Source organism: Halorubrum sp. AJ67, assembly GCF_000513435.1.
Map to the genome: position 1 here is coordinate 91637 of NZ_CBVY010000003.1, position 12960 is coordinate 104596.

A 12960-nucleotide genomic window follows, 5' to 3' on the forward strand; every position below is an offset into this window, starting at 1 on the left:
CGGTTTCGCGGCGTAATAACTTCGTATAGCATACATTATACGAAGTTATACGAGAACGACCTCGACTGGTACCTCGCTCGCTTCGTCGAGGAGGCGCTGGTGTTGGAGCCGTCCGTCTCCCCCGACGAGTGGCTCTCGCGGCACCTGGCCCGCGAGGTCCGCGACGGCGCGGTCCCCCCGGAGGAGACCGACCAGCGGCTGAAGGTGTTCGGCCTCGTCGACGGCCGCCCGGTCGAGCCGCTGTTCGTTCGACGGCGACAGGGCGAGACGCCCGAGTACGACCTCCGCGACGTCGACGAGACGGTCATCGTCCGTGTGAGCGAGTCGGAGTTCTCCGGGTAGGTGGAGGGTCCGGAATGGGCCGCGTTTCCCGAATTTAGCCCTCGTAGCCCGCCAGATCCATCATCGAGGCGAACTGCTCGGTGTCGGTGACGCTGTCGTACACCATCCCGCCGATCATCCCGCCGGGGTAGGTGTCGCCGTTCATGGCGTGGTTCACCCTGTAACATTCGTCTCTGTTTGCCAGTCGCTCGGGATGTACTGCCCAAACTCTGGTTCCTGTGAGGGTGTAAGAGAACGAAATGCCCTTTTATCAGCTATTCGGAACTCACTGATCTGGGTCTGGGCAGGACCAGTAAGATAGCCAACGAAGGCCATCGCTAGCGGGTACGCTACGTCGTGGCGGGCAGGGTTGACAGGGATCACCGCGTACTCATTCCGAAGTAGCGCTGGTGGGCTCTCGATCCCATAATTGACGTGTGCCTCCAGTGTATCCTCAATGACGTTGAGGAACGTCCCACGGTCGCTTAGGGTGTACGCTTCGGTTTGGGTCGCTAGGTTCAGCGTATTCCCCATTCCCTGGCCCGTTTCGCTGTACCACGACCCACTCGGGTCAATGCCTGCTTCGGCCCACAATTGACGCTCACGAAGATGCGTTCCGGAGCGGTCGCCCCGAGACAAGAACCTGACTTCAGCCTCAGCAATGCGTTGGAACGTAGTAACCGGGTCCTCGCCTGCGATATTGGCCGGGTCATCTGCCGGTCCAACCACTACGAAATCGTTAACCATCACCTGTCGACGGTTGATTCCGGCCCCAGTTCGGAGAAATTCGTCTTCAAGTGGCCGAGCGTGGACGATAACAACATCACAGTCACCAGCTCGGGCCGTCTGCAAGGCTCCGCCAGTCCCGCGGACCACGGTATCGACCTGCGTCCCGAACCGGTCTTGAAATCCAGGGAGAAGTTCATCGAGAAGCCCGCTATCGTGGGTAGTCGTTGCAGTCGCAAGCGTCAGCGTGTCTCCCGTTACATCCGGGGCATCAGCGGTAGAAGAGTTAGTTAAACATCCAGCAAGCGAGATGGTCCCACTGATACCCACTGCCTGAAGATACCGCCGACGGTCCATATGAATCATAACTAATTCTGGCTACGTAATATAGTTATGTTATAATATACACTTACACAGTTCGATAAGTGATAGCTATCACCTGTACTGAACGATTGAGGTGTGAAACTATCAACTGCTGAGGATTTCAACAAAGCCAATGAAATCTAAAGGGAGGCGTTAATTCACTCCATCCCAGTCATTTGGATCCCCTCAAGGAGTTGTCTGTCGATCTCATCATACCCGAGAGTCCGCCCACCGTAATCCTCCGCGAACGTTTCAGCTTCATCACTGTCAGAGAACGGCAGTAGGTCCGGGCCCATTCCCCCCATCACGTCCGTTTTGACGGCGTAGGTGAGATCAGTCGCATCCGCAAAAGTATCCGGTGCGGTCGGCGCTGGCATCTTCTTCCGTTCCGTTCCTTCGGGGATCTCCCAGTTGACGCGAGAGTAGTCCGTGACGTAGATCGCGGTCGCTTCCGCACCGTCATCCACCATGTCGAAGTGATACGGAAAGAGCCCGTGTGCGAGCGTGTGAAACCAAGCGAGGTGGGCTGTATCTTCAGCGTCCTCGGCGGGTCCTTGTCTGGGTTCCGGCTCTGCGTCGGCGTAGAAAACCTGTCCATTAGGCCCGCCGTGATCTCCGATCACCATTCCGCCTTGGTAGTCCGTTTTCTGCCCCGACAGATCTACTGGATCAGGAACCGACTCGGCAGAGTTTCCGAGACAGCCGGCGAGACCTATCGCAACTCCTGTACCGATCGCATGAACAGCGTGTCGACGCGACACCGAACGCTGGCCAAATTTGAGATCCATACGCTACCGTTCGGCCACGTACCGAATACCATTCTGGTGCGGCCGTCGAACGCCAGCTGCTTACTGAGGCGAGTGGCCTACAGAACGTGTCGGTGTCACATCCCGCCGAGCGGCTGGTAGTGCGGGAACATCGGGTGCGGGAGATGGACGCCGAGCGCCATCAGTCCGTGTGCGAACAGGACGTACCCCAGCACGACGAACACGACACCGAGCAGCCGATGGACGCGACGCCGGTGGGTGACATCGATCGACTGGATGACGGTTCCGTAGAGGAAGACGGCCGGAATCGTCCCGACACCGAGGGCACCGAGAGCGATCCCGCCGGTCGTCGGGGAGCCGCTCGCGAAGGCGAACAGGTACGCGGGATACAACATTGGGCAGGGGAGAAATCCGTGAACGGCACCGAGACCGACGATACTCGGGCTGTTCACGTGGCGATGAACTCTCGCTGCGAGCCACGACGTTACGCGCTGGACGCCCGGTATGCGAATATCGCCGCCGCTTCCCCCGATAACGTACCGAACCCCTGTCGCCACGATGAACCCGCCAACCGCGAGGCCGACGGTACCGCGCAGGAGATCGGCGACCGGCGTCAGCTGGTCGGCGGTGACGAACACGACGCTCCCGAGCGCACCGAAGACGGCTCCGAGGATCGCGTACGTCGTCGCTCGTCCGACGTTGAACAGGAAGTGCTGTCGGACTTCGTAGGTCGTGAGATGCCCGGCCCGTCCGTCGTCGACCGTCGCGGTGCCGCCGTCCGGCTGCGGCGTCATCTGTTTCGAATACATCGTCACGAGCGGACCGCACATCCCGATGCAGTGTGCGCCGCCAAACACACCGATGAGGAGGAACAGTGCGACGTCGATCCGGAACAGCGACTCGATCATACGTAGTGTCAGTTACCGACCGGCTTGTGTCGTCTGGTACGATCCTCGATAAACAGATCCAGTCGAGTGCCGCGATGACAGCTGGGAATTTTTGCTCTGCGGACCCCGCAATCGTGCGCGTTCGAGAGTCACACCAGATTCGATAAGTCACCACAGACCGACGTGATCGTGTGGCAGTTTTCGCTCCCGATGACAACCGGTCGCGACATGTTCGCCTCGCGGTTGCCGCGATCATGACCCTCGCCGTGGTCGTAACTGCGGGTGCATTTGTCGCTGATCCGGCCGAGTCGGTTCCCGATCCGGTGGCGTACGACGACACCACCGAACTGGGGCTCTCGTCGGAGACCGACGCGATGATGGCCGGAAACGCAACGCTCCCGCGGACGCAGGTGTTCTACTCGCAGCTACAGTACGTCGTCGGATACAACGGGATCGGTTCGTTCGTGACATCTCTGTCGGACGGACGGACCGAGCGCCAGTTCGGCTACCCGCTCGTTGCGTACGTCGAGACCTTCGATCACCAAAATCCGGACACGACCAGCGACGGGCTGTTCACGGCGACCGGAGCCGGCGGATGGACTCCGGCCGAGGAAGCGAACTACGTTGTCGACACCGGCGCCCGCATGCCGGCTGGCGAGGCCGTGATCCCCTTCCGAAGTCGAGACGCGGCCGAGTCGTTCGCGGCCGATTATAACGGATCGGTGGTCGGCTGGGAATCAGTCCGGAACCGCTCGTTCGACGTCGACTCCGCAGCGACGGTGCGGTCGCTCGCACCGAGTCGGTGGCAGGCGGCCAACGATCGGATCGCGAGGGCGGAACGAACCGCCGACCGTCCGGTTTCGGTGGTCGTCGGGGAAGACGCGCCGACGATCGACGCGGCGGTCGCGGCGGCCCCGTCGAACACGACGGTCGTCGTCCCAGAGGGAGAATATCATGAGACGGTGACGGTCAACGAATCCGTAACTATCGCGGGCGACGGCGCGCGGATCAGCGGCGACGGCAACGGATCGGTCGTCACCGTTCGCGCGGCCGATGTCGCCATCCGGGGACTCCGGATCGACGGTGTCGGAAACCGGACGCGAGATCCGGAGGCGGCACCTACCTCTAAAGACGAGGCGTGGGACGCGAACATCCAGAGCGGGTACGGCCACGGCGACGCCGGGATCCGAGCGATTGCCGCACCGGGGCTCGTCGTCGACGACGTCGCGATAGAAACGAACGCGAGCGGGCTCCTGTTGCGCGAGGGTTCACATGCGGTCGTCCGCGACCTCCGCGTCGACGGGTCCGAGACGTGGCAGGACGGGTTCATGGGAATCACGGGGATGGAGTCGCGTGTAACCGTGACTGATAGCCGGTTTGAGGGCGGTCGTGACGGGATCTACCTCCATCGCGCGGACGGCTCGATCATCCGGAACTCGACGTTCATTGACAACCGGTACGGCATCCATCTCATGTTCACCGGCGACGCGCTGGTCGCGGACAACACCGCCCGAAACGAACTGTTCGCGGGGGTCACCGTGATGACCCGTCCTTCAGGGAACGCAATCGTCGGCAACGACGTGCGCAACTCTAGTGCGGGAATCCAGTCGTCGGGAACGCGAACGTACATCGGGTACAACACGCTCGTCGACAACGAACTCGGATTCTCGACGAGTGCGCGCGGGTCGCTGTACGAACACAACGTGGTCGCCGACAACGAACTCGGCGCGCGTGCGACGACGATCGTCCCGTCGAGTCGTGTCGTGGCAAACGACTTCGTCGGCAACGAAAACCACGCTGCCGCCGGTGCGGGCGCGCTTCGCGTCTGGGCTAACGGTGATCGCGGTAACTACTGGGAGGGAGCGAATGTTGGGCAGCAATTGTTTGGCGAGCGAGCGTATCGCCCGACCTCACCGGTTGATTCCGCGCTCCACCGCGAGGTATCGGCTGTTACCGTGCGCGAGTCGCCCGCGGCAGTTCTACTCGATCGACTCCGCGGCACCGTCCCCGGTGCCCGCTCCGGAAGCATCATCGACCCGATACCGGCGTCTGAGCCATACAATCCCGAACGAATCGACGCGGTGACCGGCTCCGACGCCGAACACGAGGGACCGATCCACGCGGACTGGCGAGCTGAACTGGGCTCGCTCACCGGCGAGCAGGACACGACTCATGAGAACACGACGGACCAGAATACGACAAATCGGAACAGCGCCAGAGTGGGTGATTACAGATGAGTGAGCGCGTGCTCGCGGAGGTCGTCGACCTGACTCGGACCTACGGGGGGATCCGGGTTCTCGACGAGGTCTCGCTCTCGATCACTTCCGGCATCACCACCGTCGTCGGTCCGAACGGCTCCGGGAAGTCGACGCTGCTCGGCGTCCTCGCGGGAGCGGTCGAGCCGACCGCGGGAGCGGTGCGGTACGCTCACGAGGGCAGTACTGACGACGGGAGTGACAAGCGGATCGGCTATCTCCCGCAACGGGTCCCGTTTCGTGGTGAGTTCACGGCCCGAGAGACCCTCGGCTTCTATGCAGCGCTCGTCGGTGACAATCCCGACGCGGCGCTGGCGGACGTGGGACTTGCCGACGCAGGCGACAAGCGCGTCTCGGCGCTCTCAGGTGGAATGCGACGCCTCCTCGGGATCGCACAGGCGACGCTTGGCGACCCGGCGATTGCGGTGCTCGACGAGCCGACAAGCGGGCTCGATCCGGAGATGCGCGAGCGAGCATTCCGAGCCGCAGCGGCCCGTGCGAGCGACGACACTGCCGTCGTCGTCAGCTCCCACGACCTCGACCTCGTCGACACGTACGCCGACGACGTTGTCGTGCTCGACCGCGGTCGCGTGGCCGTGGCGGGCTCCCGCGATCGCCTGGTGGATGACTACGGCGTCGACGACGTGAAGGGTCTGTACCGCGCGGTCGTCAACGATAGAGTGAGCGCCGAGAGCGATATCGATACCGGTGACACAGACGGCGACGACGACTCCAAGGACGTGAATGAGGCTGCGCCGGAGTCCGTCCACGTCACGGGGGTGTCGGACCGATGAGTCGGTTGCTCGCGGACATCGGGACCGTGTTCCGTCGCGAACTGGTAACCGTTCGACGGACTCCTGGCTACGCCGTCCTCGCAGCAGGACTTCTCATCGTGCTCGGCGGACTCGTCGCGGTCGGTGGGGGCGGGGGACCGGGTTCGTGCCGGCAGTCGTCGATCTTCTGCTCCCGACAGAGCTACTCGTCCCGCTTCTCGCGATAGTGCTCGGGTACCGTGCGCTGCTCACGGACGCCACGAGCGGCGAGTTCGCTGTGATACGGACCTATCCCGTGAGTACCGTCGGCTACGTTCTCGGCTGTTACTGGCGCGTATCGCGGCGCTCGTCGCGATCGTGGGCGTTCCCTTCGCGCTGGTCGGGCTATACGTCTGGATAACTGCGACGCCGGACACAGGAATCTTCGCGACGCATAGCGGAGTAGACTCGCCGCTTCTTTTCGTGCGGTTCCTCGCGTTCGTCCTCCTCTTCGGGACCGCGTACCTGTCGCTGGCGGCAGCGGTCTCGGCGCTGGCGTCGAGCCGACGGAGCGCGATCGCACTCGGTCTCCTCGCACTGCTCGTCGGCGTCCTCGGCGGCGACCTCGCGATCCTCCGGTCGCTGGCGGGAGGTATGTCTCCGGAAGAGATCGCCGGAGCGATCACGCTGACTCCGAACGGGGCGTTTCGCGGACTGATCTTCGAACACGTTATCGGCGTCGCTTTCACCCCTGACGGCAGGTTTGTTCAAACTAGCCGCGCGGTCGGCTCACTCGTCGTCTGGATCCTCGCCGGGATCGCGGTCGCTGTCACGACGCTCACGTACGCCGCTCGGGTTGATGTCGTCGTCGAGCGGGCCCGCGAGCGGTTCGGAGAATACTGAGACGAAATTCGATTCCCAATCGCTTCGGCAAATATCGCTGTTCAGTCTGAGACGGTGTCGTTCCCGACCGATCCTGGCGCATATGCGTACACCGTGTAGAGAATGATCGCTGCGATCAAAAAGTCGAGACCATGTCCGACGAAGTGGTGGATCGGCATCGGCACGATACCGAGGATCGTTCCTGTGCCCACAATCGACCGGAACAACAACATGCTGACCGCGACAGCGATCAACTGGTACTGTGCCCCTTGGCGGCGACGATACGCGACGGCGCTGACGACGAAAAGGATACCCGTACCCATTCCGGCGACGAGTGCAGCCGCGAGCAGCAGTAGTGATCCCTCCACGGACCACCCATCGATCGCCGACAACAGGAGGGCGATTGGCCGCATCACAACGGCCTTTGAACGGGGACGAATAAGAAAACGACCCTTCGAACGGGACCTCGTGTCGTTCTGAACTGATTTGTCGGCTAACGCCGCGGTTTCGTCCGTTCCCAAGCAGAGATAACGAACGCACACGTTTTACTCGGGTAACGGCTATGTCGGCTGACCACAGATGCCGGACACCCGGACTCAGATCCGACGCCACGTTTGCGACACACCCGGTGTCCACTTTAACCAGGTCGGCCGCGATCTCGATATCGCGACTGGCCAAGTCCAGTACCATCTCCGTCGTCTCGTCCGTAACGACGAACTCGCCGTCGAGCGGATCGGCGGCCGCACACACTATTTTGCCCCGTCGTTCGATCCGTGGGAACGACGGGCTCTCGCGTTTCTCAGACGAGAGACCACCCGGGAGATCCTCGTCCGGCTTCATGCTGACGGCCCGAAGCGACCGAAAACGCTCGCGAGTGATCTCGATCTCGCACGAAGTACGATCTCGTGGCACGTCTCGACGCTCGCGGAAAACGGGATCGTCGAGAAGTCCGACGATCGACCGATGACACTCACGTTGAACCGTCCGGAGCGCACGGCCGAACTCATCGAGACAGTGTCGCCGTCGCTACCGGACCGGCTCGTCGATCGGTTCGTCCGGACCGTCGACGAGCTCTTTGAGTGACCACCGCTTCGATAAGTCGACCATACGCACAGATCGGACGCGGGAACACGCATTCGAGGATCACACCAGATACCTCAAGTCCTCAGATCGACCACGATCGAGTATGGACCGACGAACGTTTTGTAAATCGACTGGAGCAATAGGTGCGACTATCGGTACCGCCGGTTGTCTCGGCGTACTCGGTGACAAAGGTGCTGAGGGAACTGTCCTCGGTCCCCCAGAACAGGACCTAAGCGAGGCCGTTCACCCGAGCTACGGCGATGAGATGCCACACTTCACCGTCCCGGACCCGATCACGAATGAAGAGATATCAATTAGTGAGTATGAAGGTGAGCGTGCCATCCTCTGGACGTCGTTCTACACGAACTGCCCGGACGGGGTGTGTCCCGCGCTCATCCTCCGGCTCCGTCGCGCACAGGAGGCTGCTACCGAAGGGGGGTACAGCGATGAGGCGGTATTTCTCGCGCAGACGTTCGACCCCGAGCGCGACACCGCCGAAACGCTCCGTGAGTACGCCGGCCAGCAAGGGGTGAACCTCGATGCGAACAATTGGCACTTCCTCCGCCCGGAAAGCTACGAACGAGGTCAGGAGCTGTTAGACGAGCATTTCGGGCTCAAGATTGAGAAGGCGTCAGCCGATCAGTACGAGAATCTTGAGTACCAATTCCCGCACTATGGGCTGATCCTCCTCGCAAATAAGCAGGGGATCGTTGAGCGTGCGTACCCGAGAGGACCGCAAACGGACATCGAACGACTCGTGAACGATGTCGAACAGGTCACCACCGAGTAAGCTACCGCGCCCTGAAGGGGGTGGCATTCAGCTTGGACTCCCGTTCTAACTGCTGAGAGCAGTAGACGAATACTCGCCGTTCACATTCAACATCCCGCTGTTCAAGCGCACGCCTACGGGTGCGCCTCCACGCCCAGACTTTTGCTGGTCGCGGAGGTACTTCAGACCGATATTCTTCGCTGCGTTGTAATCCGCGTGAACATCGTATCCACACTTCAGACAACCGAACTCGTCTTGACCGGTGTTGTGTGGACGATTATTCAACTACCTGTATCAACAATGCCCCTCTTATTTAATAACTCAGTCGCAATATATTGTTAAGAAGTATTAATTTATACCCCAAAATCAACAGCTAATTTGTTAAGTCTTCACCGGCTATCTTCTGATAATGACTGTCTCGGATGAAGGGACTGACCCGCCAAATGATCGGAATCCAGACGCACATAGCCACAGTGCTCACGACGCATCGGCTGAAAACGGTGTGAGTGACGGGAAGACCGATTCACCGCCTGAAGCCGGGGTCACGACGCTAAATGTCCCCGGTATGGACTGTCCCTCTTGCGTTGGGAAGATCGAGTCGAGCGTCGAGACACTCGATGGTATCGAGCAGATCGATACACAGGTAACGACTGGCACGCTGTCGGTTACACACGATCCCGGCCAAGCGGATTCGGACGCGATCAGGAACCGCGTCGAACGGGCCGGGTACGATGTCGAGGGTGCCGACATCACGACCGCGGAGTTCTCCGTTCCGGAGATGGACTGTGCGTCCTGTGCCGGGAAAGTCGAGAACGCACTCGATCGTCGAACGGGTATCACGGAGCGCGAGACCCAACCGATGACAGGAACGGTACGCGTCTCGTACGACCCCACCGCGATCGACGAGGGAGGGATCGTCGACGCAATCGAAAGTGCTGGATACAGCGTGAACGACTGGGACGAGAGTGCGACTGACGGAGCGGATACTGAGGAAACGGACAGTATCTGGACGAGTCCGAGAGCGATCAAGACGTGGGTCAGCGGCGTCTTCGTGGCAGTCGGCCTCGTGTTCGAGTTCCTCGTTCCCGGACAGAACGCGGCCGTGGCGTCGGTACTCGGTGCCGAACTGACGATCGCGGACGGGGCGTTCCTCGTCGCGGTGGCGATCGCCGGTCAAGAGATATTCCGCGACGGCTACTACTCGACGCGGAACCTGAACCTCGATATCGACTTCCTGATGTCCGTCGCGATTCTCGGTGCGCTCGTCGCGAGCTTCGTATTCGGTGAGGCGCTGTACTTCGAAGCCGCGACGCTCGCGTTCCTGTTCAGCGTCTCCGAACTCCTCGAAGCCTACTCGATGGACCGTGCGCGGAACTCCCTGCGGGAGCTGATGGATCTCTCGCCCGACGAGGCACGCGTCAAACGGGACGGTACGGAGTCGACCGTCCCGGTCGAAGATGTCGCGATCGGCGACGTGGTCGTCGTCCGCCCGGGCGAGAAGATTCCGATGGACGGTGAGGTCGTCGACGGCGAAAGTGCGGTCAACCAAGCGCCGATCACCGGCGAGAGCGTCCCGGTTGACAAGACGCTCGGCGACGACGTGTACGCCGGGTCGATAAACGAGGAGGGGTACCTCGAGATCGAAGTGACGGCGACCGCGGGTGACAACACGCTGTCACGGATCGTCGAGATGGTCGAGGACGCGCAGTCGAACAAGACCGATCGGGAGCAGTTCGTCGAGCGGTTCTCCACGTACTACACCCCTGTCGTCGTCGCGTTCGCGGTCCTGACGACGGTCGCGAGTCCGTCCGTTCTCGGCGTGACCTGGCCGACCGCGGTCGTGTACGGGCTGACGCTGCTCGTGTTGGCGTGTCCATGTGCGTTCGTCATCTCGACGCCTGTCTCGGTTGTTTCCGGGATCACGAGCGCGGCGAAAAACGGCGTGCTAATCAAGGGCGGGTCACACCTGGAAGCGATGGGAGGTGTGGACGCCATCGCCCTCGACAAGACGGGGACGCTCACAAAAGGAGAACTCACGGTGACGGACGTCGTCCCGCTCAACGACAACACCGAAGACGACGTGCTTCGTTGCGCTCGCGGTCTCGAATCACGCAGCGAACACCCGATCGGCGAGGCGATCGTCGAACGGGCGACAGAGCGCTCGGTCCCGGACCGCGAGGTCGACGAGTTCGAGAGCATCACCGGCAAGGGAGTCCGCGCCGACCTCGACGGCCGGACCCACTACGCGGGCAAGCCGGGCTTCTTCGAGGAGCTCGGCTTCGATCTCACGCACGTCCACGCGGCGACGGACGGCGGCGTCGTCACGCAGAAAACGCGGCAGCTGTGCGAGAAGAACCGCTGTCTCGACCTACTCGACACCGTCGTCCCGGAGCTACAGGCGGAGGGGAAGACGGTGGTGCTGGTCGGCACCGAGAAAGAACTAGAGGGCGTCATCGCCGTCGCCGACGAGGTCAGACCCGAAGCGCGGGCGACGGTCGAGCGGCTCCACGACCTCGGTGTCAAGCACGTCGTGATGCTCACGGGCGACAACGAACGCACGGCAGGAGCTATCGCCCAGCGCGTCGGCGTCGACGACTACCGCGCCGAACTTCTTCCGGACGAGAAGGTGGCTGCGGTCGAGGCGGTCGCCGAGGAGTACGGCGACGTCGCGATGATCGGCGACGGCGTCAACGATGCGCCGGCGCTCGCGACCGCGACCGTCGGCGTTGCGATGGGTGCCGCGGGGACGGACACGGCCTTAGAGACCGCTGACATCGCGCTGATGGGTGATGACCTCTCGCGGCTCCCCTACCTGTACGAACTGTCGCACGACGCCAACGGCGTCATCCGACAGAACATCTTCGCGAGTCTCGGTGTGAAGGCGGCGCTCGCGGTCGGCGTCCCCTTCGGGCTCGTCCCGATCTGGCTCGCGGTGCTGGCGGGCGACGCTGGGATGACGACCGCCGTCACCGGGAACGCGATGCGGCTCTCACGGATCGCACCGACGGAACTCACGGACGGTATCGGCGGTTCATGAGCGACGGCGGTCGTACCGACGAATGCGACATCTGTCGGCAACCGATTGCTGGCGGCTCCGTCTCGGGGGACTCAGACGGAGCGTTCTGTAGTACTGGGTGTCGGGACATCGACCGAGCGCTCGGTCGCGCTGACACACCAGACCGATCCCCTACGGGAGCGGCTCCGGAACGATCGCACTCGGACGCCGTCACGCGGACGTTCTTCCGAATTGACGGGATGTACTCGTCGACGTGTGAAGCGTATCTCGAACACATTGCTGATACGCAGTCCGGAGTGGTCGCCGCAGAGGCGAGTTACGTCACTGAGACGATTCGCGTGGATCACGACGCGGACACGGTGTCGGTAGACGACCTCCGCGACGCGTTGAGCAGGACCGGCTACACCGCGTTTCTTCGATCCGAGGCGAACGCTGACGGCGACGCGAGCGGCACGCGTCGATCGCGGGAAGCGGACGGCATCCGGAAACGTCGGAGCGACGAGGTCCTCGGGCTCCGGTACGCGGCCGGGATCGTGTTCGGTGCGTTCCTGATGGTCCCGTACGTGGCCATTATGTACCCAACCCACCTCGCGCCGTACGTCGACGCCACGTTCCTCGACGGGTTCGAAGGCGCGTTCCAGCTGAGCGGGAGCAGCGGCTTCCTGTTCTTGCGTATCTACTTCGTGTTAACCGTAATCGTGCTGTTTTTCACCGGCATGCCGGTGTTACGCGGCGCGTACCTCAGTCTGAAGATGCGTCGCCCGACGACAGATCTTCTCGTCGCGATCACCGTCGTCAGCGCGTTCTGTTACGGTACAGGCGCGGTGCTTCTCGGGGACAACAACATCTTCTACGACCTGACGCTCGTCGTCGCGGCGGTCGTCTCCGGCGTCTCGTTTTACGAGACCTCGATCAAACAGCGGGCGCTCGAACGGCTTACGGAACTCACCGTCTCGCAGGTGGACAGCGCTCGGCGGCTCGACGGTGACGACGCGACGGAGGTGTCAGTCGATTCGCTGGCTCCCGGCGATCGGATCCTCGTCCGCGAGGGCGAACGCGTTCTCGTATAACTTCGTATAATGTATGCTATACGAAGTTATTACGTCCAGTCGTGGGAGGCAAGGCACACAGGGGATAGG

Annotated in this window: 9 protein-coding genes and 2 pseudogenes; 6 read left to right on the forward strand and 5 right to left on the reverse strand. The window is 62.0% G+C overall.

The features are described from left to right. Positions 1-495: 495 nt before the first annotated feature. The 3 genes from BN903_RS04200 to BN903_RS04210 all read right to left on the reverse strand — a co-directional run bounded on the left by BN903_RS04200 (position 496) and on the right by BN903_RS04210 (position 3085). Positions 496-1404, reverse strand: coding sequence for a substrate-binding domain-containing protein (locus tag BN903_RS04200; protein WP_048076537.1), 909 nt, complete (start codon positions 1402-1404; stop codon positions 496-498). Between the two features lie 164 nt (positions 1405-1568). After that, positions 1569-2198: a nitrous oxide reductase accessory protein NosL gene (locus BN903_RS04205; RefSeq protein ID WP_048076538.1), complete on the reverse strand. Its 630-nt coding sequence runs from the start codon at positions 2196-2198 to the stop codon at positions 1569-1571. A 95-nt stretch (positions 2199-2293) separates the two neighbouring features. Beyond that, a complete protein-coding gene (locus BN903_RS04210; protein WP_048076539.1) occupies positions 2294-3085 on the reverse strand; it encodes a sulfite exporter TauE/SafE family protein in 792 nt (263 codons plus the stop codon). Between the two features lie 170 nt (positions 3086-3255). Here BN903_RS04210 and BN903_RS04215 point away from each other — a divergent pair, with 170 nt between their 5' ends. The 3 genes and pseudogenes from BN903_RS04215 to BN903_RS04225 all read left to right on the forward strand — a co-directional run bounded on the left by BN903_RS04215 (position 3256) and on the right by BN903_RS04225 (position 6974). Next, positions 3256-5301: a NosD domain-containing protein gene (locus BN903_RS04215; RefSeq protein ID WP_048076540.1), complete on the forward strand. Its 2046-nt coding sequence runs from the start codon at positions 3256-3258 to the stop codon at positions 5299-5301. After that, positions 5298-6113 (forward strand): ABC transporter ATP-binding protein, encoded by an 816-nt coding sequence (locus tag BN903_RS04220; protein WP_048076541.1) that lies wholly within the window; start codon positions 5298-5300, stop codon positions 6111-6113. The genes BN903_RS04215 and BN903_RS04220 overlap by 4 nt, the downstream gene beginning before the upstream one ends. Further along, positions 6110-6974, forward strand: a pseudogene (locus BN903_RS04225) (ABC transporter permease subunit). Before BN903_RS04220 ends, BN903_RS04225 begins: the two are co-directional and overlap by 4 nt. A gap of 41 nt (positions 6975-7015) precedes the next feature. Here the strand turns inward: BN903_RS04225 and BN903_RS04230 are convergent. Continuing rightward, positions 7016-7366, reverse strand: a complete 351-nt coding sequence (locus BN903_RS04230; protein ID WP_048076542.1) for a hypothetical protein — start codon at positions 7364-7366, stop codon at positions 7016-7018. A 166-nt stretch (positions 7367-7532) separates the two neighbouring features. On the opposite strand from BN903_RS04230, the gene BN903_RS04235 reads away from it, so the two are divergent. Further along, positions 7533-8036: a helix-turn-helix domain-containing protein gene (locus tag BN903_RS04235; protein WP_048076543.1), complete on the forward strand. Its 504-nt coding sequence runs from the start codon at positions 7533-7535 to the stop codon at positions 8034-8036. Positions 8037-8139: 103 nt separating this feature from the next. Beyond that, positions 8140-8826, forward strand: coding sequence for an SCO family protein (locus tag BN903_RS04240; protein WP_048076544.1), 687 nt, complete (start codon positions 8140-8142; stop codon positions 8824-8826). 45 nt (positions 8827-8871) lie between these two features. Here BN903_RS04240 and BN903_RS15535 read toward each other — a convergent pair. Further along, positions 8872-9087: pseudogene (locus tag BN903_RS15535) on the reverse strand (zinc ribbon domain-containing protein); the annotation flags it as partial. A gap of 127 nt (positions 9088-9214) precedes the next feature. On the opposite strand from BN903_RS15535, the gene BN903_RS04245 reads away from it, so the two are divergent. Beyond that, positions 9215-11842, forward strand: a complete 2628-nt coding sequence (locus tag BN903_RS04245; protein ID WP_079890574.1) for a heavy metal translocating P-type ATPase — start codon at positions 9215-9217, stop codon at positions 11840-11842. Positions 11843-12960: the final 1118 nt, after the last annotated feature.